The sequence below is a fragment of the Rhodococcus sp. 05-2254-5 genome (assembly GCF_002258575.1).
Classification (GTDB): Bacteria; Actinomycetota; Actinomycetes; order Mycobacteriales; family Mycobacteriaceae; genus Rhodococcoides; species Rhodococcoides fascians.
This window is the reverse complement of record NZ_NOZG01000007.1, coordinates 449,351-470,340: the sequence shown is the minus strand read 5'-3', so window position 1 is coordinate 470,340 and position 20,990 is coordinate 449,351. Positions and strand designations below refer to the sequence as shown.

Sequence of the window (20,990 nt, the reverse complement as noted above, 5' to 3'; positions counted from 1 at the left end):
GGGTTATCGGATGTCCTTCACGGCCTCGAAAAGAGTGGTCAGAGCATGTGCAGACGACGGTAGATCATCTCCGCCGGCTTGGTGATCAAACCGCAGTCGAGAAGAAATGCCATCAGATGCTCGCTCGAGGTGCGCATCATCGTGTGGTGGTGGGCGTTGTTCTTCGCTTCCTTCACCGCACGGTCGACGTCGAGGCCCGCTGCTGCGTAGACCTCCTTGTTGACCATGTTGGACACGATCAGTCGAGCGGCGATCGCGACGACGAGCGCACTGGCCTTGCGGCGAGCCGGACTCTTGCCTTCGATGTCTTCACGCATCTGCGCGCGCGCGAAGGTCATGTGTCGCGATTCCTCGACGACGTGGATCTTGCTGGTGGTGCGCACGAGGGGCAGTACGTTCTCGCCGCGCATCCAGTCGCGCTGCATGACGTCGAGAACTTCTTCGGCGACGAGGATGCCGCCGTAGGCGACCTCGGCGGAGGCCAGGGCCTTGAATCCGCGGCCGAGTTCGATGCTCGACCGGCGCGGCAGGTACGCCTTGATGCCCATCTTCTGGCATGCCCGAGCGAACATGATCGAGTGACGGCACTCGTCGGCGATCTCGGTGAGCGCGAACTGGAAATCCGAGTTGGACGAGTCCTTGCAGTACTGATCGCGCAACACCATCTGCTGCAGGATCATCTCGAACCAGATGCCGGTGCTCATGATCGAGCAGACCTCGTGGCGAGTGAGCGTGATGCGCTGTTCTTCGCTCATCTCGTCCCACAACTTCGTGCCGTAGAGCGTGCTCCACTCCGGATTGAGACCGTAGAGGGACGGATCGAGATCGGCCTCCCAGTCGACCTCTTCGGCCGGGTCGTACGACAGCTGGGCGGCGGAATCGAGCAAACGTGCGGAAACATCCTCGGGCTCGAGGACATCGTTCCTGGAGAGTGTGCTGGTCATCGCCGTCGTTCCTTTCATCGTCGAACAGGAGTGGTTAGCTGTTACGGAGATTACCAGGTACTTGTCGACACAGATAGTCACTCGGGCAGAATCGCCCGAATTCTTTTCGTCGGGGCACCTAGAGTTCGAGCGTGCAGAGAACGAAGAAGCGCCAGTGATCGCAGCACTGAGGTCCGCCCTCGCCCGCACCCCGATGCGCCTCTACGCGGCGGGAATGGTGTCGGCCAACGCCATCGGGGCGGTCATCGTCTTCGTGTTGGCGCGGTTCATCCTGCCGCTGCCGGTCGGATCCGAAGAGATCTTGTTCTGCTCTGGAGGTCACTCCGCAGGCTGCGCTCCTGACCGCAATTACCTGGCGTTCTTCGTCTACCTGCCGGTGGCTATTTGCATCGGCATCGCGCTCGGACTTCGCGTCGCGAGACCGCTCGTCGAGTGGCTGCACACCGGCGGCACGCCGTCGGACGAGACCACGATCGCCGTGATCCGGCTACCCCTCCGGCAACTCGGCGTGCACGTTCTGTTGTGGGCCCTCGGTGTGGCGGTGTTCGTCGGCGTCAACGCCTCGGCCGGGGCTGCACTGTCGATCATCGTGGCCATCGCCGTCAGTTTCGGCGGACTGGCGACGTGCTCGCTGGGCTACCTGGTAGCCGAACGCACCCTGCGGCCGATCACCGCGGCTGTGATGGAGGTCAGCGAGGTCACCGACGCCGCGGCACTCGGCGTGAAACTGCGCGTCGTCCTGATCTGGGTACTGAGCACGGCCATTCCCATCCTGGGGCTCGGGCTGATCGGACTCGGCCGACTGATCGATACCGTCATACCCCCGGACGTCGACCTGTCCCCCGCTATGGTCTCGCTCTCTGCCATCGCCCTCGTCGTCGGCTTCGGCGGCATGTTCCTCGTCGGTCGCTCGGTGTCCGATCCGCTGCAGCAGGTGAGCTCTGCCATGCAGCGAGTGGAGGCCGGTGCCACCGATACCCGCGTCGACGTCTACGACGCGTCCGAGATCGGCAGGCTGCAGAACGGGTTCAACAAGATGGTCGTCGGTCTCGACGAGCGGGAGCGACTCCGTTCGCTGTTCGGCCGGCACGTGGGCCACGACGTCGCCCAGCGCGCGTTGGCCAGCGCGCCCCGTCTCGGCGGCGAAAACCGGACCGTCGCCGTCCTGTTCATCGACCTGGTCGGCTCGACCGCACTGGCCGAGCGCGAATCCGCCGCGACGGTCGTGGACCTGCTCAATCGATTCTTCGCAGTGGTCGTCGAACACGGCGAGCGCAACGGCGGCTTCGTCAACAAGTTCGAGGGCGATGCCGCCCTGCTGATCTTCGGCGCTCCGGTCGATCATCCCGACCCGGCCACCGCGGCGCTGCGCACTGCACGCACCCTCGCCGCCGCGCTTCGAGCCGACGGCGGATTCGAGATCGGCATCGGCGTCACGTACGGGCCGGTGATCGCCGGCAACATCGGGGCCGAGTCCCGTTTCGAGTACACCGTCATCGGCGACACGGTGAATCAGGCTGCGCGGCTCACCGATCTCGCAAAAGACGACCCCGACACCGACGTGCTCACATCGTCGAAGGTGCTCGAACACGCAATCTCGGACGAGCGGCAACTGTGGGAATCGGGTCGGTCCGTGACCCTTCGCGGGCGATCCGCACCGACGGTTCTGGCGGCTCCGATACTGCGCGGCCAACAGGCGAGCACACGGTAGAAAATTCGAAGGTTTCCCTTTCGGTGCCGATGGGGCATACCCCCCGAACCAACCCACCCATCGCGCTGGCGCGAGACATTTGCTGGTACAACGTCTCTCGCTCCGAAAGGCACCCATGCCCGCAATTCTGTTCGGCTCCATCAGCACTCTCGTCGACACCTCCGAGCTACAGCGACGCTCGTTCAACGAGGCCTTCGCCGCCCACGATCTGAACTGGAACTGGTCGCAGGACGACTATCGGTCCATGCTCGGATCGAACGGTGGTGCCGACCGCATCAGCGAATACGCGTCGAGCACCGGAACCGAGGTGGACGCGGCCGCAGTGCACGCCACCAAGTCCGAGATCTTCCAGCGATTGATCGGCGAATCCGACGTCAAGACGCGACCGGGCGTGGCCGACACGATCGACTCCGCGAAAGCGAACGGGTTGAAGGTCGGCTTCGTGACCACGACCTCGCGAGAGAACATCGACGCACTGCTCGCTGCCCTGTCTCCCGAGCTCACTGCCGATTCGTTCGACATCATCGTCGACGCCTCGTCGGTCGACGCTGGCAAGCCCGACCCCGCGTCGTACGAATTCGCCTTGAAGACGTTGGGCGAGAACGCGTCCGACAGTGTGGCGATCGAGGACAACGCCGGTGGAGTGCAGGCGGCAGCGGCAGCGGGCGTCACCTGTGTCGCGTTCCCGAACGAGAACACTGCCGGTACCGATTTCGGCTCGGCCACCGACACCGTCGATGCACTCGATCCCGAGCGCGTCCGCGCCCTGATTTCAGCCTGAGCGGAGCCTGCGGAGTGAGCATTTTGCCCGATCCTTCATCCATCTCTGGAGCAACAAGTGAGTAATCTTCAGGCCCAGGTCGTCGCCGGCGATAGATCGTTTCGTGTCGAGGGATACGAGCGGATCGAATACGACTTGATCTACGTCGACGGAGTGTTCGCGATCGAGAACACCGAATTGGCCGACAGCTACCGTCCGTACGGGCGCGCCCTGATGGTTGTCGACGAATCGGTGCACGCCATCTACGGCGACCGGATCGGTGCATACTTCGATCACCACGGTATCGCCCTGACAGTGGTGCCGGTCCACATTGCGGAGACCGCGAAATCACTGGAGACGTTCGAGCGCATCGTCGGCGAGTTCGACGCGTTCGGTCTCGTGCGAACCGAGCCGGTCCTCGTGGTGGGTGGTGGATTGACCACGGACGTAGCCGGTTTCGCGTGCGCGAGTTACCGCCGAAACACTCCCTACATCCGCATTCCCACCACGTTGATCGGCCTGATCGATGCGAGCGTCTCGATCAAGGTGGCCGTCAACTACGGCAAGCACAAGAATCGTTTGGGGGCCTACCACGCCTCACAGAAGGTGCTGTTGGACTTCTCCTTCCTCGGCACATTGCCCGAGGATCAGGTCCGCAACGGGATGGCGGAGCTCATCAAGATCTCCGTGGTCGGCAACCTCGAGATCTTCGAGTTGCTCGAGCAGTACGGCCCGGAACTGCTACGCACCCGGTTCGGCCACCTCGACGGAACTCCTGAGTTGCGTTCGGTCGCAGACCGTTTGACGTACTCGGCAATCGCGACGATGCTCGAGCTCGAGGCACCCAACCTGCACGAGATCGACCTCGACCGAGTCATTGCATTCGGGCACACGTGGAGTCCCACGCTCGAGCTCACGCCGCCCGCGCCGTTCTTTCACGGCCACGCGATCAACATCGACATGGCCCTGTCGACGACGGTCGCCGAACAACGCGGCCACCTGTCGACGGCTGATAGAGACCGCGTACTCGGAGTCATGAGCAGCATCGGACTGGCATTGGACAGCCCGTACCTGACACCCGAGTTGCTGACCGAGGCAACAGCATCCATCCTCAAGACTCGGGACGGGATTCTGCGTGCCGCGGTGCCCGACCCGATCGGCACCTGCCGCTTCCTCAACGACCTGGAACCTCGCGAACTGGCCGACGTCCTGTCGTTGCACAAGAAGATCTGTCTGGACTTCCCACGGGCGGGCGAGGGTCTCGACATGTTCACCGCACCCACGCCGTGACCGATGCAGCCATGACGCCGCGTCCGGTCACCCCGACGACGATCCTGGCGCGCGAGCTCAGCGAGATAGCCTCGCTACTCGACGCCGACGCCGGGGTGACCGACGAGTTGACCACCCGTGTTCATCGGGCCCGCGATCTCGCCGCGGGACTCGACCCGTATCTCGACACCTGCACCACCTCCGAATCTGCGGCACTGGCCACGTTGGCGTCGCGGACCCGCTCTGCGGATTGGGGATCACGCAACGTGGTCTCCGGTTCCGGGCCCCTGGAGATGGAAATGCTCTCCGGCCATGTGGAGGGACGCTTCCTGGCGTTTCTCGTGCACATGACGCGGGCGATTCGGGTGCTCGAGATCGGTATGTTCACCGGTTACTCGGCGTTGGCGATGGCCGAGGCGCTGCCCGCGGGCGGCGAGGTCGTCGCCTGCGAGGTGGATCCGTACGTGGCCGAGTTCGCGCAGTCCTGCTTCGCGGAATCGACTGCAGGATCTGCCATCTCGGTGCAGGTAGGGCCTGCGCTCGACACTCTTCACGGGCTCGACGGGAAGTTCGATCTGGTGTTCGTCGACGCCGACAAGAGCGGATACCGCGGGTACGTGGAGTACCTGCTCGAGAGCGATCTGCTCTCCGACGGTGCCGTGATCGCCGTCGACAACACCCTGTTGCAGGGTCAGCCCTACGCTCCGCAGCCGAACGAGAACGGCCGGGCCATCGCCGAGTTCAACGACTATGTCGCGAACGACCCTCGCGTGGAACAGGTTCTGATTCCGTTGCGCGACGGTGTCACACTGATCCGGCGCACATGATCCGCACCGTTGCGGCGCTGATCGGCCTCACGGTCACCCTCCCCGTCGACCTCGCGGCGGTGGGGGTGGCGGCGCTGCGAGGTACCCGGCCCGTCGCCCATCGAACCGATTCGCCCAGAACGATTCTGATCAGTGGCGGCAAGATGACCAAAGCCTTGCAACTCGCACGGTCCTTCCATCTCGCTGGCCATCGGGTGATCCTCGTGGAATCGGCGAAGTACCGCTGGACCGGACATCGTTTCTCCCGCGCTGTCGACCGTTTCCATTGCATTCCCGACCCGGGTGATTCGGGATATGCGCAGGCTCTGCTGGACATCGTGCGCCGCGAGGGCGTCGACGTCTTCGTGCCCGTGGCAAGCCCGGCCGCGAGTATTCACGACGCCGACGCGCGTGCACTCCTCGATGCGCACTGCGAGGTGATCCACGGCGACGCGGATACCGTACGGATGGTCGACGACAAGTCCCGATTCTCCGAGCACGCGGCGTCATTGGGACTCCGTGTTCCCGACTTCAGGCGCATCACCGACCCCGCCCAGATCGACGAGTTCGAGTTCGAGCCGGGTCGTGAGTACATCCTCAAGCGGATCTCGTACAACCCGGTCGGCCGAATGGATCTTACACGGCTGACCGCGCACACGCCGGAACGCAACTCCGCGTTCGCCCGGAGCCTGCACATTACCGAAAACGACCCGTGGATCCTGCAGGAATTCATCGCCGGACAGGAGTACTGCACGCACGGCACGGTGCGCGAGGGTCGCCTGCAGGTGTACGGCTGCTGCGTGTCGTCCGCCTTCCAGGTGAACTACGAGATGGTGGACAAGCCCGAAATCCTGCGCTGGGTAGAGACATTCGTCTCCTCGCTCGACACCACCGGGCAGCTGTCGTTCGACTTCATCGAGTCCGCCGCCGACGGACGGATCTACGCCATCGAATGCAACCCGCGCACCCACTCGGCCATCACGATGTTCTACGACCACCCCGACCTGGCTGCCGCGTACCTCGACGACGGGCATGCCGAGATCGTGCCGCGTGCGACGGCCCGGCCGACGTACTGGATCTACCACGAGCTGTGGCGTCTGATCACCGAGGGTGATCGAGTATCTCGGCTCCGCACCATCTTTCGAGGCAAGGACGCCATCCTCACCGGTTGGGATCCCCTGCCGTATCTGTTGGTACATCATCTTCAGATTCCGTCGTTGCTGATCCGGAACCTCCGCGAGCGGCGTGGCTGGTCCCGAATCGATTTCAACATCGGCAAACTCGTGGAAAACGGAGGCGACTGATGACGTTGTCGGTCGTGGTGCTCGTCGGGTCCTCGGTGGACCGCTTTCACAGTGATCTCTCTCGGGTCTACGCCGGCGGCTTCCTGGGTGCCCTCGGTAACGACCCCGCGTACGGTTTCGAGATCGCGTTCGTCTCTCCCGGCGGCCTCTGGAGTTTCCCCACCGATCTCGAGGATTCGAGTATCGCTGCGGCGCAGCAGATGCCGTTGGCACAGGCGGTGGAGCACATCGCGGTGCGAGACTTCGACGTCATGGTTCCGCAGATGTTCTGCCTGCCGGGTATGACGACGTACCGCAGCCTGTTCGATCTACTGGGCGTGCCCTACCCCGGCAACGGTCCGGACCTGATGGCGTTGACGGCGAACAAGGCCCGCGCCCGCGCAGTCGTCGCGGCGGCCGGCGTGCGTGTTCCCGACGGCGTGGTCGTCCGATCCGCCGACGACGAGATAGACCTCGCCCTGCCGGTCGTGGTCAAGCCCGTGGATTCCGACAACTCGATGGGTGTCTCGCTGGTCCACGAGTCCGACGGGCTGGCACCCGCGATTCGAGAGGCTCTGACGTATTCGCCTGCGGCACTGGTGGAGACGTACGTTCCTCTGGGTCGTGAAGTTCGGTGCGGGATCATCGTCCGAGATGGCGAACTCGCGTGCTTGCCCCTCGAGGAGTACGCCGTGGACTCCGTCCGCAGTAGTGCGGACAAGCTGAATCGCACATCCGACGGCGATCTCTACCTGGTCGCGAAAGAGCAGACCAGAGCCTGGACGGTCGACGTCTCGGATCCGATCACCGAAAAAGTCTGGGCAGCAGCACGATCGAGTCACATCGCACTGGGATGTCGGCACTACGGCCTGTTCGACTTCCGCATCGACCCGGACGGCGAGCCGTGGTTTCTCGAAGCCAGCCTCTACTGCTCCTATTCGCCGTCCAGCGTGTTGGCGGTGATGGCCGCGGCCGCGGGCATCACCGTCGAAGAATTGTTCGCATTCGCGCTCGAAGAACTGCCGGTGAAGGAGTCGTCGTCATGACGTTGGGAATCGAGATGGCCGATCTGAACTTGGAATCGGTTTCAATAGAGCAACTTCGAGAGCTCCTCGCCGAACACGGGGTGTTGATCCTGCCGAACCAGCCCGTCGACGATCAGCGCTTCCTGGCGTTCCTGCGCCGGTTCGGAGAGTTGATGTTCACCGAAGGCGAGACGCCTGTTCCCGACTGTCCGGATCTGAACGTCATCAGCAACGTCGGCCGCTCCACGCCGCCGAAGTCCACGTTCCACGTCGACACCACCTACATTCCGAATCCACCCGCCTACACCGCGTTACGCGCGGTCGAAGTTCCCGCGGCCGGAGGCAGTACGTTGTTCAGCGACCAATACGCCGCATACGAGACGCTTCCAGCGGAAATGAAGGAGCATTTGGCCGGGCGCACGGTGACGCACAGAGTGACCGGCGTGGCGTCGGATTCCGATTCTTCCGCCGACCATCCCCTCTTCGCCGTTCACCCGATATCGGGACGCACCGCGCTGTCGCTGTCCGCGCCCGCTCGCTGTGTCGCGATCAGCGGACTGACCGAAGACGAAGCACGAGACACCGTTCGCTACCTCGTGGAGCATTCGACGGGGGAGGACAACCTGCTGCGGCACAACTGGTCCCCCGACGACATGGTGATGTGGGACAACAGGTGTGTGATGCACCGCGCGGATCACAGCGGGGTGGTCGGCAACCGGGTGATGCACCGCGGGATGGTGGCGAGCACCCACCCGACTGCCTCTGTGTGACCGATGACTCAAAGATTTGCCGCCGCGGCGAACGCCCGGAGAATCGAGTCATGACTTCCCCCTTGGCGATCAGCCGCGAAACAGCCGTCGGCGCCGAAGCTCGTCTGTCCTGGATCCTGTCCGGGCTGGCAGGCATGGTGGGTGCGGTCGCGTTCCTGCATTCCGCCGGCTACTTCGTGACCTTCATGACCGGCAACACCGAACGAGCCGTCGTCGGACACTTCGGCCATCCGGAGGGCAAGGAGGTGGCACCGGGGGCGTCACCCTGGGCCGCATTGGCCCTCATGGCCGCGTTTCTCGGCGGCGTGATCGTCTCGTCGATCTGTCGGCGCCGCTACTGGTCCAACCACCCCCATGGAGCGACGGTGTTGACCACCGTTGCGCTGGGAGCGGCGGGTCTGATCGACATCGCCGTCTCCGGGTGGTCGTCGGCAAACGTGAACTTCTACCCGATCCTCCTCGTCGCCTTCGCGCTGGGCGCGTTGAACACCGCGTTCACGAAGAAGGAGGAGACGTACATCCCGCTCAGTTACGTCACCGGAACGGTAGTCAAGCTCGGCCAGGGAATCGAGCGTCACCTCTTCGGCGGCGGAACACACTACGACTGGCTCTGCTACGCAACGCTTCTGGGCTCCTTCGCGGCGGGAGGTGCTGTCGGTGCGTTCATCGGCGTCGTGATCACCGGGCCGCAGGTGCTACTGCTCACTGCGCTCATCAGCTTCGGTGCAACGATCTTCACGTTCACCCACACCGAACGGAACTCGTTGCTCGGCTGATCGGTGGCTGATCGGCTAATCGGTGACCATCGGGGATGCGCCGACGATCGTGCGCAGCATTCGGTCGACGACGGGACGTGGCAGCCGCGATCCGATCAGCACCTGCCTCCCCACGAGACCCTCGATCATGACGACGAGCATCTCCGCATCCCCCTGGGGGTCTTCGGATTCCAACGACGCGACTATCCACTGGGTGTACGCGACGAACGCGGCCCGCTGAGAGTCGAACAGATCGCGGATTTCCCGATCGTGTTGCGCTTCACCGAGCAGGATGCTGCGCGCGATCACTCTTTTCGTTGCTTCTCCGGTGGTCATCGCCTCGATGAAGTCGATGATGCGGTTCACGACGATGTCCACGGTGAGTGGTTTGACGTCGACCAGACCACCGAAGGTCGCGCCGGCAGTGTCGTAGTCGCGGGCGAACAACAACTCGAGCGCCAGGTGCAACAGTCGTCCGCGAGTGGGCGCGTGGTAGTTGACCGACCCGGGGCTCAATCCTGCTGCAGCGTCGACCGCCCGGTGCGTCAAGCCGCGAAAACCTTGCGTTGCCAACACTTCGATTGCTGCCGCGGCGATTTCGTCGCGCCGACGCACTCTCGACTCGTCGTCCTTGGGACGGGCAGGACTCATACCACGGAGTCTAGTGCCCCACCATTGACAGTCGCCGAAGTCACGTCGTAGTCTCAACCGATGTTGAGGAACCCCGCCCGATGAGCCGCGGCCCGTCGCGACGACAAATGATGGTGGGTGCCGCCGCGGCTGCGGCCACGGCTGTGTTCGGCCCCGCAGCACGAGCGGTCGCAGCTCCCGGCACCGGTTCGAGCGAACACTGCGGCGAGCGGTATCAGGGCTACCGCGACATCGACCGAGGACGGCCCTATGCCCATTTCTTCGCCGCACGGACGACACCGGCACCGGCCGTCGTGACCGACGCAGTCGGCGGGCCGCCGATAGCGCCGGAGTGGGTCCCGCACTTCGATTCCATCACAACCGATCTCGCGCCCACGGGATATTCGGCGATCGAAACCGGCTACGGACGACGCGCCGACGGCATGACGTTCGTGGCGGTGCGCACCGCGATGCCCCGGGTCACGGCAGCGATGTGGGACTGGTGGTTCGGTTGGCATTCCGCCGAGGCGGCCCGCTACAAACTGTGGCACCCCGATGCCCACCTCCACGCCGCACTCGCCGAGGACCGGACGGCCCACGCGATTCCGGACAAGGCGAAGTACATCGGCAACACATCGTTCGTCGACGAGTACGTCGGCCCGAAGCTTCAGCAGCTGGGTATCGGCTTCCGTGACCCTGTTGCACACGGTTTCGACGTTCCCGCAGACCAGACGGTCGTCTTCGGCCGAGTGGGAAGTTCCATCGCACCGGTGGATCTGGGCTGGCTCGCCCATCAGGTTCGGCCGGTGCAGGGCGGTGCCGAGATGCGCAGCCGGTTCTATCTGAACCTACGGGGATTGCACGTTCCCGATCCGAAGCAGGCCGTGTGCGCAGTTCGCCGGGGTGCGTCCGTGGATCCGAGCGACCTCGTTCTCGGACTCGACCTCGCCCGAGATCTGCTGCTGCACTGCGGACAGGAGATGAACCACCTCGCAGGGTTTCTGCCGGAGCTGCACGCAGAGTTCGGCGGTTGAACCGTCCACGAGGGGCAGCTAGTGGCCCAAGAAGACTTTCGCCAGCACGATGAGCGCCGCGACGACGGCAGTGGCGAGCCCGATCACCAGGGCCCGAAACGTCGGACGGTTCCCGCGAATTCGTTCCGTGACAATCGGTATGGTGGCGATTCGTACGACGATCACCACACCGGCCAACAGTTCGGCCCATTGCGCCGGAAGCACCGACAGCCACCCGAGCGCCAGCATCGCCGCCGGAAACGTCCCGGAGCTCAGAATGGGGACTGCATCCCGGAATTCCTCGATGGCCTCGAACGTGCGCTGTTCGTCCGTCGCATCACCGTGCGCCTCCGGTATCTGGCTCCCGGCGACGAAATCTGCGAACACATGCGCGAGAAAGGTCGTTGCCGCAGTGGCCGCTACGAGAACAGCCGCCGTCCCGTGCCCGATGGAACTCGGCGTGGAGGCGGCAACCGCGGCGAGGACCAGGATGTTGCCGTAGATGTACGCCGAGAGCCTCCTGGCCGCCCGAACGGGCGTCAAGGGGCCGTCGGACCGGGTGACCAACCGACGGTAGAGATGCGTGCCGCCGGGGCGGTGTCCGGGATCGGTCATGCTGCAGATCGTCGCACGTGGCGGGCGATCGGTCGACGAATCATCCCTGCTGGTCGGCCAGCCACTGCCGAATGTCGTCCGTGACGGGCTCGACCATGTCGTCGTACTCGTGATGTTCGCCGACGAACGCGGCCACCAACGGACAGATCGGGACGGCGTGCTTGTCCTCGGAACGCGTCGCGTCGAGCGCGTGTCGAACGACGATCGTGGCCAGACCACGTCCGCCGTAGGCCGCATCCACTTCGGTGTGGAAGAAGACGCGCCTGCCCTGCTCGTCGTCGGCGAACTCGGTGAAGCCGACCTGCGTGCCCTCGACCGAAATCGTGAACCTGTCCGCCTGCTGGGCAATCTCGACCTCGGCGCCGGTTTTGTCGACCGTCATCGACGCTCCCCTTCTCTCGATGGCACGCCCCAGTCGGTTGGGTACGCGGTCGGGTCAGCCTACCCAGCTGTATACCGAAACCCAGTCCAGCAACAGATGCCCGTTGCTGTTTCCGGTGCCGTTGGTCTCGGTCTGCAGTTCCCAGCGCATCGGACCCGAGGGAACCCACTTGGTGCTGTCCAGAACCACGGTGTCGTCGAGGATGTAGCGAACGCGGCCCGGGGACCATTCGATGGTGTACGTGTGCCAATCGGTGAAGTTCGCGCCGATGTTCCGAGCGACGTCCTGGCAGCCGCCGACGCACGAACCGGCACCCGAGTAGTGATGGAATCCGCCGACCTGCCCCGCGAGACTTCCTTCGGGAAAGTCCATTTCGCCGTCCGCAGGCCATCTTTCGGACTGCGGCCACAGCAGCCATGCAACGTAGTACTCGGCCAGAGTTGCCGAATCGACCTTGAATCGCGCTGTGTATCGTCCGTATGTCTGATTCTGCCCTGCCGCGTTGATCACCGGTGAGACGCTGGCACCGGCCGGGACACCGTCGACATTGTGCAATCCGTAATCGAGCAGGCCGTCGTGCGTGGACAGCACGGCGTCCGCTCGGTACGGGCGCTTCTGATAGGTGTCCTTGTAGCACTTGGGGTACGTGCGCCACTTCTGATTCTGCGCACCGACGTAGACGATCTTGGTGGGATCGCAGTCGTTGGCCCAACTGCCGACGGCGGAAGGCTTCGCGAAGTCGTCGACGAAGATCTGCTTCCAACCGGGTAGGTCGCCCACCGGCGCTGCCACCCCGCTGGGAGTGGTGGACGGAGTGGTCGGTGGCGTCGTGGGCGGCGTCGTCGTGGGCGGTGTCGTCGGAAACGGCGTGGTCGCGGTGATCCACTTCTGAGCAGCAGACCCGTTGCATTTCGCCAACACCGGTCGGTTTCCGTTGACCTCACGCGAATTCTGAATGCACAGGCCGGTCTTCTGCAGCAACGAGATCGAGCCGTCCCCACGGATCGACCATTGCTGCGCGGGCTTGCCGTTGCACGCCCACGTCGTCAACGCGACGCCGGCCGCCGCGTAGCCCGATGCCGGCGACAAGCATCGGCCCTGCACGCGAATCGTGGCGTCCTCGGTACCGGTCCACGTCTGCGCGCCGGTACCGTTGCAATCCCAGATCTGGACGGGATTGTTCTGTCCGGTGAGACCACCCTTGTTGTCCAGGCAGAACCCTGCGGGCGTCTTGATCTGTCCCGAGGTGGCGGCCGCGGCCTGTGGCGCGTGAACTACGAAAGCCGAAAGTAATACGGTGGTTCCGAGCGTCACCAAGGAACGCTTCAGAACAGCACGGCCCGAAACAGTCATGGTTTCATCCTTCGAGAGACCGAACATCGCATTGGATACACGGCGGATAAATACAATTGATTGCCGGCATCTCGAATCATAGGGATGATTCAGACATTGCGCAGTGAATTCGCATTCACCCTGAAATGCCTGCTCAGAGGCGTAATTGAAAGAAATACGACCGGTACGAATTAGAGATTAAATATTAAACTAGTTGCTCCGGATCGAAAATCTATTCACGCGAATCGAATTGTCGAGCAAATCGTGCCTCTGGACTTTTTACGACGTCATATCGATCATTTCGCTGGCAAACGAGCGCATTGCCAGCCCTGCGCAGGATCCGGCCCGACAGTTCGAGGGACGGTGCACATCGCGTCCCGGCTTCCCGAGCACCGGGTCCGGAAAGCGGCACCGAACACCCTCTGTACGGTGGAGCGAAGGACCTCGACCGCGCATCACAAGGGAAAGGAACTTCATGGATCGGCCACAGAGGCTGGAGAAAGACCCGAACAAAGGCTTCGTAGCGCTGCTGGGCTGGAGTTTGGCCGCAGTGGAAGCCCTGGACGCGTTCGATCGACGCTACGTCGTCGTCGCGCCCGAGTGGGCCGAGGCGTACTGCACCGAGCATGACATTCCGTACCTACCGTGGAACTTCGAGCGACTCAACGACAGGTCGCTCGAGATCGCGGAGACTCTCCGAGACAAAGGCGTCGATGTAGCGATACCGCTGTACGAGGAGACAGTCGAGTGGGCCGGTGCCATCAATTCCGTGCTGCTGGGCAATCCGAGGTTGTTCGGTCAAGCGATGCTGCTCCGCGACAAAGCGCTGATGAAGCGCCGTGCACAGCTCGGTGGCATTCGTGTCGGCATCTTCGAGGAAGCACACGATCGTGAGGACGTCATCCGCTTTCTGCGTCGGGTGAACCAGACGCTGCTCAAACTCGACGGCGACCCGAACGACCCCATCCACCTCAAGGCCTTCGACAAGGCAGGATGCCTGGGCCACCGCGTCATTCGAACCCCCGACGAAGTCGACTCCATCCCGGACGAGGAGTTCCCCGTACTGATGGAGTCGCATCTCGACGGCTGGGAGTTCGCCGTCGAGGCGTGGATCCACAACGGAAAGATCAAGTTCCTCAACATCTCCGAGTACGTCACGCTCGGGTATTCGGTGTTCGTCCCCGCCACGCCGGAGCTCGAGAAGTACCGCGAGCAGATCACGGTCCAGATCGAGAAGCTCATCAAGGCGTTCGACATCGAGTTCGGGTTCATCCATCCGGAGTACTTCGTCACCAGCGACGGAGAGATGTACTTCGGCGAGGTTGCCTACCGCCCACCAGGTTTCAAGGTGTTCGAGCTCCTCGAAAGGGCGTACGGCTTCAACGCGTACCAGGGCCTGGCTCTCGCCTTCGACCCGAAGACCACCGAGGAAGAGATCGACGCCTTCTTCCCGCGCGAGGTGGTCGATGCAACCGGTCACGCGGGATGCTTCGGGGTGTACCCACGGCGACGCGTCGTCAGCGATCTCGTCATCCCCGACGTGACTGCCGACGACGACTACTACGAGACCAACGACCTGTCTGCACCGGTCGAGGAAACCGTCACCAAGAGAACGGCTTTCGGTACCCACTGGGGCTTGCTGTACTTCTTCGGCGATGATCCGTACCGGATGCGCGACCTGCTCAAGCAACAGGAAGAACTGGACTTCTACGTGTGAAGCAGCAACTCGGCAACGACCACGAACCCACGACGCAGACGATGAACGACGCTGCACCGATCGACAAAGCTCTGGTGTCGCGGCTGGCCCAACTCGATCACGCCGTCGACGCGCTGGCCGCCGCACCGGAGTTCAGCAAGAGCACCAAGGTGCGACGGGTTCTGGATTCTGTGCACCGAGTGTTGTTGCAGCCCGGCGGTTGTGGCGCGGTCCGCGAACGCGCCGCGGCGCTGGAGAACGCCGGGCTGTTCGCCGGTACGGACTGGGCGCAGCCGGACATTCTCGTTCCCGCGTTCGTGGGTCCGAGCCTGCGCAGTGGCAACGACGACACCGTGGTTCTCGAAGCAGCCAGCGAGTTGCGGATGGTCGCGATCGTCGCCGGTGAGTACGAGCATCCCGCAGTCACCGCTGACGATGCGCGACGCTTCCTCTCCCAGGTACTCGCCCTGAACCTCGAGGTGCTGTTCACCCCGCCCTCGGAATCGGAACGAGTCCGTTCGGGGCGGACAGCACACCTGATCCGCGATCTCTTCGGCTACGTCGCCGGGGAGATCGGCTACGACAGTGTGCTGGACGAGTTGCTCGAAGAGATCTGGCGGATTCTGCGTCAGCGTCCGATCCAGGTCGACACCATCAAGTCCATGGTCACGCGCATTGCGATCTATCGCGACGACCCGACCGTCGATCTCGGCACGTCCGGTCAAGGACTCGATCGGTTGACCACGGCGTTGTTCGGCACCACCGACGCATGCCGCGAGGACCCGGGCGTGGAGGTCTACCGGGACCGGCTCGAGGCCATGGACGTCGAGGCACTGCAGTTCGAGGCCCGCGGTTTCGCACGGGCGATGCACGACACCGGTCTCGTTTCGCCGTACCACGCCACACTCACGCAATATCTCGTCGACCACTACTCGTATGTCCTGCCCGAGGCCTTGGGGCTGTCCGACACCGGGCGTACGTGCCTCACTCGCTACCCGGAATTGGTCCACCGTCTGATCGAAGAAACCGTGTATCCCGAGACGGCGCAAAGTCTCTACGGATTGGCACTGCTCCTCGACCGCGGAATCCTGCATCAGCCGCCGATCGTGCCGTCCCTGTGGCGTCAGCTGTCGCTCACCCTCGCGCCCGCAGTGCGAGAACGCTTGATCACCACTTTCGGTCCGGTTCCGGCACCGGAGTCGCGATTGCTCGGTGGGTTGCTCTCCATGCTCGGACAACCGCTCGGTGTCGGCCAGGGCGACAATCCCACGTGCCAGTCGGCGCGCGCGCTGTCGATGTGGGCGTACAACGATCCCGACTACCTGCTGCAGATGGTGGTGTGGGCGGCACGAGACGAAGAGATCGTCATGCACTTCGAGGGCCAGTCGATCTCGTCCGTCGACAGCGAAAGTGGTGTCGCGACCTCGGATCCGGTCGATCTGGACCCGGCATCGCTCATTCTGGTTCCGCACCTGGACCGGATCTACGTCGAGATGGTCCGACGCTGCGCCGACAGACCGGGCGATCCGCATCGCTGGGTCAATCCCGAATTCCACGGGTGGTGGTCGGCCCGCGAGTTCCATATCGACGTGGACGTCGCGACCGGAAATCTGGTCGATCTCGATGGTTTCCTGCGGCAGTTCCATGCCGCTTATCACCCCGAGTACAACGGCCATCAGCCGCTGATCCACCCGCAACCCGCCGGGGTGGCCGTAACCGACAGCGCTGCACGGTACGTGGGGTGGCACGCCATCGCCATTCTGCGTGTTGCCCCCGATCCCGACGGCGTCATGCGGGTCTACTTCTTCAATCCCAACAACGACAGTGGGCAGGATTGGGGTGACGGAGTCGTCGTCGGAACGGCAGGGAACGGCGAACGCGCGGGCGAAGGCTCGCTACCGTTCGAGCAATTCGCGTCTCGCCTGTACATCTTCCACACGGATCCGTTGGAAAAGGGTGAGCCGGAGAAGATTCCGAACGCGGACATCGACACGATCGTCGGTTACATCGAACGCAGTTGGGGTGCCGAGCGCTCGGCGCGGGCCGCGTATCAGCCGTTCCAGGAGTAGACCGAGACCCAGTCCAGGATCAGATTGCCCTCGCTGTTTCCGTCTCCCTTGGTTTCGGTCTGCAGCTCCCATCGCATCGGCGTGGACGGCACGAAGTCGGTCGAGTCCAACACGACCGTGTCGTCGAGGAGGTACCGGATCCTTCCCGGTGACCAGTCCATGGTGTAGGTGTGCCAGTCGGTGAACTGCGCGCCGATGTCGAGGGCAGGCGTTTTGCACCCGTCGGCGCACGAGCCTTCGCCCGAGAAATGATGGAACCCACCGACGTTGCCCGACAGCGCACCTTCCGGGAAATCGAACTCGCCGTCGTACGGCCAATTCTCGGATTGCGGCCAGAGCAACCATGCCGCGTAGTACTCGGACAGATCCGGTGAATCGACTTTCAGACGCGCCGAATATCGTCCGTACGTCTGATACTGGTCGGCACCGATCAGTGGGGAGATACTCGCTCCGGCCGGAACGCCGTCGACCTGACCGAGGTGGTACTGCAGAGCGCCGTCGGCAGTGGACAGCACTGCATCGGGCCGATACGGCCGTTTGTCGTAGGTGTCGGGATAGCACGACGGATACGTGCGCCACCGCTGGCCCTCGGCTCCGGTGTAGACGACCTTCGAGGGGTCGCACTGATTGGACCAACTGCCGGTGGCGGATGGGGCGGTGAATTCGTCGACGAATATCTGCTTCCAGCCGGGCAGATCCCCGGTGGGTGCAGCAATTCCTCCGGGGTTGTCGGCGGTCGGTTCTGCGGCCGCTACCGGTGTCCATGTCTGCACCGACGAGCCGTCGCATTCGGCCAGCACGGCCACACGCCGAGAGGTCTGCCGTGCGTCGTCCGCGAGACAGAGGCCGGTGCCCGTCAGCCCGATCGCACCGGATTCGCCCGCTGTCCAACTGGCGACCGCACTGTCGTCGCAACTTCCGAGGACAACAGGTACACCGGCTGCGGTCTCGCTGTTCTTCGGCACCAGACACTGCGATTGCGACCGAACCGTGCCGTCGGCCTCGGCGACTACTTGCTGCGCCGGCGTTCCGTTGCACGTCGCGAGACGGACGGTGTCGGTGTCACTTCCATCGAGGCAGAGCTTGTCGGGAGACTCGATCTGCCCGGTGAAGGTCACTGCAGACGGTGTGTCCGCGTCCGTGGTCGAGTTCCCGGAGAACACGCCGCAGCCCACGACGAGTACGGACACGATCGCCAGCGTCCCCGTAGCGACAAGAGCCCTCCCCGTGCGGCAACCGCTACCCCACCGACCGAGACGCGAACGTGCACGAACAATCCGCATCGGGGTCGTCCCCATCGTTGCCTCCAAAGTGACGATCCGTCCCAGCCGAGGGTACAGATCGTCAGCAGGAGCAACTTTCGAGAAGCTTACGGAGCGAGATCAGTCCTTCTTGTCGAGCGATTCGGGCTTGTGCACTGCGTCCTTTCCGGACTTGTCACTTTCGACGCGGTACTGCGGGTCGTCTTTCGAGGCCTTGACCTTGCGGCCGGCGGCTTCGGTCTCGGAGGTGATCTTCTCCTGCACCGTTCCCTCGGTGGTAGTTCCGTGGGTCTGCCATTCGACCTTGTCGCCCTTGTGCAAATCGTCCTTCGACATGTTCCGGTGATCCCTTCGTCGGTGGTCTGTCCATCGACACTTACCCACGAGCGCGTCGGCGCAATCAGCTGGTTCCCAGAGCCGGAGCCAGTGTGGTGAACCAGGCCTCTCGCAACTGGTCCTCGAACAGCGGCCAGGTATGCGCACCTTCGTCGCGCATGGATACCGTCGCCGGAACGTCGGCCCGACGCAGGGCGTCGACGAAGATGGATGTGCAGTAGTTGACCATCGCTTCGACCGCCATGCCGCCGAACGGCGGAACGGCACCGTCGGGAATGCGATCCACGGCGCCGGGCGCACCGCGTGACGAGCTCACGTACACCGCCGTTCCACGAAGGCGTTCGACATTGAGCGACGGGTCGTGGTCGCGCCATCCCTGACTTCCCGGCAACCCCCACATGTTGAACGGATTGTTGAGCCCGCCGGCGATCATGGCCGAGATGCCGGCGGTGGCAAGCGGATTGGACGGTGCCGGGCATCCACTGAACGACGCGGCGGCGTCGAACACATCCGGGGCCTGGATCGCCAGATCCAGCGCCGGGCCACCGCTCATCGACAGCCCCGCGACGCCGCGCTTGCCCGTCGAGCCGTAGGCGGCGTCCACGGCCGCGGGTAGTTCACGGCTCAGATAGGTCTGCCAGAGGTTGGTCCCCAGCACCGGATCGGTTGTCTGCCAATCGGTGTAGAAGCTGAACCGACCGCCGATCGGTGCGACGACGGTGACGTTCTTGTCGAGAAAGAACTGTTCGACGCCGGAGTTGTTGAGCCAGCCGACCCCGTCCTCGTTGCCGAGGGCACCGTTGAGCAGAACCAGCGTGGGCGCGGGACCACCTCCGGGCGAGTGCAGCACCTCGTTGGAGATGACACGATTCATGGACGGAGAGAACACGTTCAGCACCGCGCGCGTTGCCGACACCTGGTGGATTCCGACGGCCCCGACTGCCGCGTCGGCCGATCCGGTAGTGCCCGGCAGCGCCTGCGCCGGATTTCCGGCCAACACTATCGACGCCAGTACGGCCGCCGTCACCACCGCGGTGGATCGAGTCAGCTTCTTTCTCATCTGTCCCACAGGCAACATCAGCACCATACGAGGGTTGCACGAATTCCGCTTTCGACCGCTAACGATCCGATTACAAAACCGCGCGGTCCGTTCGCTGTTTCCAGGTATCTCTACCGACCTGCGGTACGAATTCGAGTGGCGCGCAGCGTCAAATGATGCCGCTCGGCCACCGAGGACGCCGACTCGGCCGCCCGCACGAACAGATCGGCCGCCATCCGGAGATCGCCGGCCTTTTCGTGCAGATGCGCAGCCACCGCGTGGTACCGCGGTACTGCGGAATCGACAGCGGCGAGCGCCGCGAGTCCGGCGGCCGGGCCGTCCGCTTCCCCCACCGCGACAGCTCTGTTGAGCCGTACTACCGGACTGTCGGTGATCGCGAGCAACTCGTCGTACCACTCGACGATCTGTACCCAGTCCGTCTCCTCCACCCGTTGCGCATCGGCATGCAGGGCGGCAATGGCGGCTTGTATCTGGAACTCGTCCAGCCGATCCCGAGCGAGCGCCGCCTGCAGAGTCCGAACTCCCTCGGCTATCGAGACGGTGTCCCAGCTCGACCGATCCTGCTCGGCCAAGGGAATCAGCCGGCCGTCGGAGCCTGTTCTCGCAGCGCGCCGGGCGTGGTGCAACACCATCAACGCCAACAGTCCTGCGGTCTCCGCGTCGTCGGACAGGGTCGCGAGCTGCCTCGTCAACCTGATCGCCTCGGCCGCGAGATCGACGTCGCCGGTATACCCCTCGTTGAATACCAGGTACAGCACCCGCCGAACCGTCGCGAGGTCGCCCGGAGCGTCGAAACGAACGTCGCGCACCGCCCGTTTGGCTCGGCTGATGCGCTGGGCCATGGTTTTCTCCGGCAGCAGATACGCCTGCGCGATCTGCCGCGTCGTCAGACCCCCGACGGCACGCAACGTCAGCGCTACCGCTGCTGCGGGTGTCAGCACCGGGTGCGCGCAGAGGAAGAACAACTGCAGTGTGTCGTCGACGCCGTGGACACTGCCCGGTTCCGGCTCGGCCGCAACCCGGTTCTCTCGATCCCGTCGAGCCTTCTCCGATCGCTGGGCGTCGAGAAATTTGCGCCACGCCACGGTGACGAGCCACCCCTTCGGGTCGGACGGCGCGTCACCCGCCTCTGCCGACGCTCCCCACACCGATGCCGCCTGCACCAACGCCTCCTGGACGGCGTCCTCGGCCGCCGCGAAATCTGCTCCGCGGTGGACGAGGACGCCGATCACGGACGGAGTCAGCATCCGCAGCGCGTGAGGATCCACGAGT

The 20,990-nt window shown here is 63.9% G+C and carries 20 protein-coding genes; 11 read left to right on the top strand and 9 right to left on the bottom strand.

Going from position 1 to position 20,990, the window contains the following annotated elements; all coding sequences use genetic code 11:
- Positions 1–38 precede the first annotated feature (38 nt).
- Positions 39–944, bottom strand: a complete 906-nt coding sequence (locus CH278_RS07535; protein ID WP_027495752.1) for an AurF N-oxygenase family protein — start codon at positions 942–944, stop codon at positions 39–41.
- A 154-nt stretch (positions 945–1,098) separates the two neighbouring features.
- On the opposite strand from CH278_RS07535, the gene CH278_RS07530 reads away from it, so the two are divergent.
- The 8 genes from CH278_RS07530 to CH278_RS07495 all read left to right on the top strand — a co-directional run bounded on the left by CH278_RS07530 (position 1,099) and on the right by CH278_RS07495 (position 9,344).
- Positions 1,099–2,655, top strand: a complete 1,557-nt coding sequence (locus CH278_RS07530) for an adenylate/guanylate cyclase domain-containing protein (RefSeq protein ID WP_143536228.1) — start codon at positions 1,099–1,101, stop codon at positions 2,653–2,655.
- Positions 2,656–2,770: 115 nt separating this feature from the next.
- Positions 2,771–3,436, top strand: coding sequence for an HAD-IA family hydrolase (locus CH278_RS07525; protein ID WP_032366799.1), 666 nt, complete (start codon positions 2,771–2,773; stop codon positions 3,434–3,436).
- A gap of 57 nt (positions 3,437–3,493) precedes the next feature.
- Positions 3,494–4,705 carry a sedoheptulose 7-phosphate cyclase gene (locus CH278_RS07520; protein WP_032374848.1) on the top strand — a complete coding sequence of 404 codons (1,212 nt, stop codon included), beginning with the start codon at positions 3,494–3,496 and terminating at the stop codon, positions 4,703–4,705.
- Positions 4,702–5,511: an O-methyltransferase gene (locus CH278_RS07515; protein ID WP_256991880.1), complete on the top strand. Its 810-nt coding sequence runs from the start codon at positions 4,702–4,704 to the stop codon at positions 5,509–5,511. The genes CH278_RS07520 and CH278_RS07515 overlap by 4 nt, the downstream gene beginning before the upstream one ends.
- A complete protein-coding gene (locus CH278_RS07510) occupies positions 5,508–6,794 on the top strand; it encodes an ATP-grasp enzyme (RefSeq protein WP_032391891.1) in 1,287 nt (428 codons plus the stop codon). The genes CH278_RS07515 and CH278_RS07510 overlap by 4 nt, the downstream gene beginning before the upstream one ends.
- Positions 6,794–7,819 (top strand): D-alanine--D-alanine ligase family protein, encoded by a 1,026-nt coding sequence (locus CH278_RS07505; protein WP_094621563.1) that lies wholly within the window; start codon positions 6,794–6,796, stop codon positions 7,817–7,819. Before CH278_RS07510 ends, CH278_RS07505 begins: the two co-directional genes overlap by 1 nt.
- Entirely contained in the window at positions 7,816–8,568 is a 753-nt protein-coding gene (locus CH278_RS07500; RefSeq protein WP_094621562.1) for a TauD/TfdA dioxygenase family protein, read from the top strand. The genes CH278_RS07505 and CH278_RS07500 overlap by 4 nt, the downstream gene beginning before the upstream one ends.
- Before the next feature lie 50 nt (positions 8,569–8,618).
- Positions 8,619–9,344 (top strand): YoaK family protein, encoded by a 726-nt coding sequence (locus CH278_RS07495; RefSeq protein WP_045842079.1) that lies wholly within the window; start codon positions 8,619–8,621, stop codon positions 9,342–9,344.
- Positions 9,345–9,359: 15 nt separating this feature from the next.
- Here the strand turns inward: CH278_RS07495 and CH278_RS07490 are convergent, their stop codons facing one another.
- On the bottom strand, positions 9,360–9,974 hold the full coding sequence (locus CH278_RS07490) for a TetR/AcrR family transcriptional regulator (protein ID WP_051365040.1): 615 nt from the start codon (positions 9,972–9,974) through the stop codon (positions 9,360–9,362).
- 80 nt (positions 9,975–10,054) lie between these two features.
- Here CH278_RS07490 and CH278_RS07485 point away from each other — a divergent pair, with 80 nt between their 5' ends.
- Positions 10,055–10,987, top strand: coding sequence for a DAPG hydrolase family protein (locus CH278_RS07485; RefSeq protein ID WP_256991879.1), 933 nt, complete (start codon positions 10,055–10,057; stop codon positions 10,985–10,987).
- 18 nt (positions 10,988–11,005) lie between these two features.
- Here CH278_RS07485 and CH278_RS07480 read toward each other — a convergent pair whose 3' ends face one another.
- Genes CH278_RS07480 through CH278_RS07470 form a run of 3 tightly spaced genes read right to left on the bottom strand, consistent with a single transcriptional unit; the run spans position 11,006 to position 13,316 of the window.
- Positions 11,006–11,581: a hypothetical protein gene (locus CH278_RS07480; protein ID WP_094621561.1), complete on the bottom strand. Its 576-nt coding sequence runs from the start codon at positions 11,579–11,581 to the stop codon at positions 11,006–11,008.
- A gap of 40 nt (positions 11,582–11,621) precedes the next feature.
- Positions 11,622–11,963: a GNAT family N-acetyltransferase gene (locus CH278_RS07475; RefSeq protein ID WP_032369131.1), complete on the bottom strand. Its 342-nt coding sequence runs from the start codon at positions 11,961–11,963 to the stop codon at positions 11,622–11,624.
- 54 nt (positions 11,964–12,017) lie between these two features.
- Positions 12,018–13,316, bottom strand: a complete 1,299-nt coding sequence (locus CH278_RS07470) for a glycoside hydrolase family 16 protein (RefSeq protein WP_032367295.1) — start codon at positions 13,314–13,316, stop codon at positions 12,018–12,020.
- Positions 13,317–13,770: 454 nt separating this feature from the next.
- Here CH278_RS07470 and CH278_RS07465 point away from each other — a divergent pair, with 454 nt between their 5' ends.
- Both CH278_RS07465 and CH278_RS07460 read left to right on the top strand, forming a co-directional pair.
- The gene (locus CH278_RS07465) at positions 13,771–15,012 is read left to right on the top strand and encodes an ATP-grasp domain-containing protein (protein ID WP_027495739.1); all 1,242 of its coding nucleotides are present in this window, start codon (positions 13,771–13,773) and stop codon (positions 15,010–15,012) included.
- A gap of 41 nt (positions 15,013–15,053) precedes the next feature.
- A complete protein-coding gene (locus CH278_RS07460; protein WP_094621719.1) occupies positions 15,054–17,060 on the top strand; it encodes a hypothetical protein in 2,007 nt (668 codons plus the stop codon).
- On the opposite strand, the gene CH278_RS07455 is transcribed toward CH278_RS07460, so the two are convergent.
- The 4 genes from CH278_RS07455 to CH278_RS07440 form a co-directional block, all read right to left on the bottom strand.
- A complete protein-coding gene (locus tag CH278_RS07455) occupies positions 17,042–18,250 on the bottom strand; it encodes a ricin-type beta-trefoil lectin domain protein (RefSeq protein ID WP_256991878.1) in 1,209 nt (402 codons plus the stop codon). The two genes, CH278_RS07460 and CH278_RS07455, sit on opposite strands and share 19 nt — an antisense overlap.
- A gap of 192 nt (positions 18,251–18,442) precedes the next feature.
- Complete coding sequence (locus CH278_RS07450; protein WP_027495736.1) at positions 18,443–18,658, bottom strand: DUF2945 domain-containing protein; 216 nt, start codon at positions 18,656–18,658, stop codon at positions 18,443–18,445.
- A gap of 64 nt (positions 18,659–18,722) precedes the next feature.
- Positions 18,723–19,718, bottom strand: coding sequence for an alpha/beta hydrolase (locus tag CH278_RS07445; RefSeq protein ID WP_052068695.1), 996 nt, complete (start codon positions 19,716–19,718; stop codon positions 18,723–18,725).
- Between the two features lie 110 nt (positions 19,719–19,828).
- A complete protein-coding gene (locus CH278_RS07440; protein ID WP_094621718.1) occupies positions 19,829–20,986 on the bottom strand; it encodes an RNA polymerase sigma factor in 1,158 nt (385 codons plus the stop codon).
- Positions 20,987–20,990 lie beyond the last annotated feature (4 nt).

Coding starts and splice junctions, on each gene's coding strand:
- CH278_RS07490 (WP_051365040.1), bottom strand. CDS start 9,974: ATGAGTCCTGCCCGTCCCAAGGACGACGAGTCGAGAGTGCGTCGGCGC.
- CH278_RS07450 (WP_027495736.1), bottom strand. CDS start 18,658: ATGTCGAAGGACGATTTGCACAAGGGCGACAAGGTCGAATGGCAGACC.
- CH278_RS07470 (WP_032367295.1), bottom strand. CDS start 13,316: ATGACTGTTTCGGGCCGTGCTGTTCTGAAGCGTTCCTTGGTGACGCTC.
- CH278_RS07480 (WP_094621561.1), bottom strand. CDS start 11,581: ATGACCGATCCCGGACACCGCCCCGGCGGCACGCATCTCTACCGTCGG.
- CH278_RS07535 (WP_027495752.1), bottom strand. CDS start 944: ATGACCAGCACACTCTCCAGGAACGATGTCCTCGAGCCCGAGGATGTT.
- CH278_RS07510 (WP_032391891.1), top strand. CDS start 5,508: ATGATCCGCACCGTTGCGGCGCTGATCGGCCTCACGGTCACCCTCCCC.
- CH278_RS07495 (WP_045842079.1), top strand. CDS start 8,619: ATGACTTCCCCCTTGGCGATCAGCCGCGAAACAGCCGTCGGCGCCGAA.
- CH278_RS07485 (WP_256991879.1), top strand. CDS start 10,055: ATGAGCCGCGGCCCGTCGCGACGACAAATGATGGTGGGTGCCGCCGCG.
- CH278_RS07445 (WP_052068695.1), bottom strand. CDS start 19,718: ATGAGAAAGAAGCTGACTCGATCCACCGCGGTGGTGACGGCGGCCGTA.
- CH278_RS07505 (WP_094621563.1), top strand. CDS start 6,794: ATGACGTTGTCGGTCGTGGTGCTCGTCGGGTCCTCGGTGGACCGCTTT.
- CH278_RS07475 (WP_032369131.1), bottom strand. CDS start 11,963: ATGACGGTCGACAAAACCGGCGCCGAGGTCGAGATTGCCCAGCAGGCG.
- CH278_RS07460 (WP_094621719.1), top strand. CDS start 15,054: ATGAACGACGCTGCACCGATCGACAAAGCTCTGGTGTCGCGGCTGGCC.
- CH278_RS07525 (WP_032366799.1), top strand. CDS start 2,771: ATGCCCGCAATTCTGTTCGGCTCCATCAGCACTCTCGTCGACACCTCC.
- CH278_RS07465 (WP_027495739.1), top strand. CDS start 13,771: ATGGATCGGCCACAGAGGCTGGAGAAAGACCCGAACAAAGGCTTCGTA.
- CH278_RS07500 (WP_094621562.1), top strand. CDS start 7,816: ATGACGTTGGGAATCGAGATGGCCGATCTGAACTTGGAATCGGTTTCA.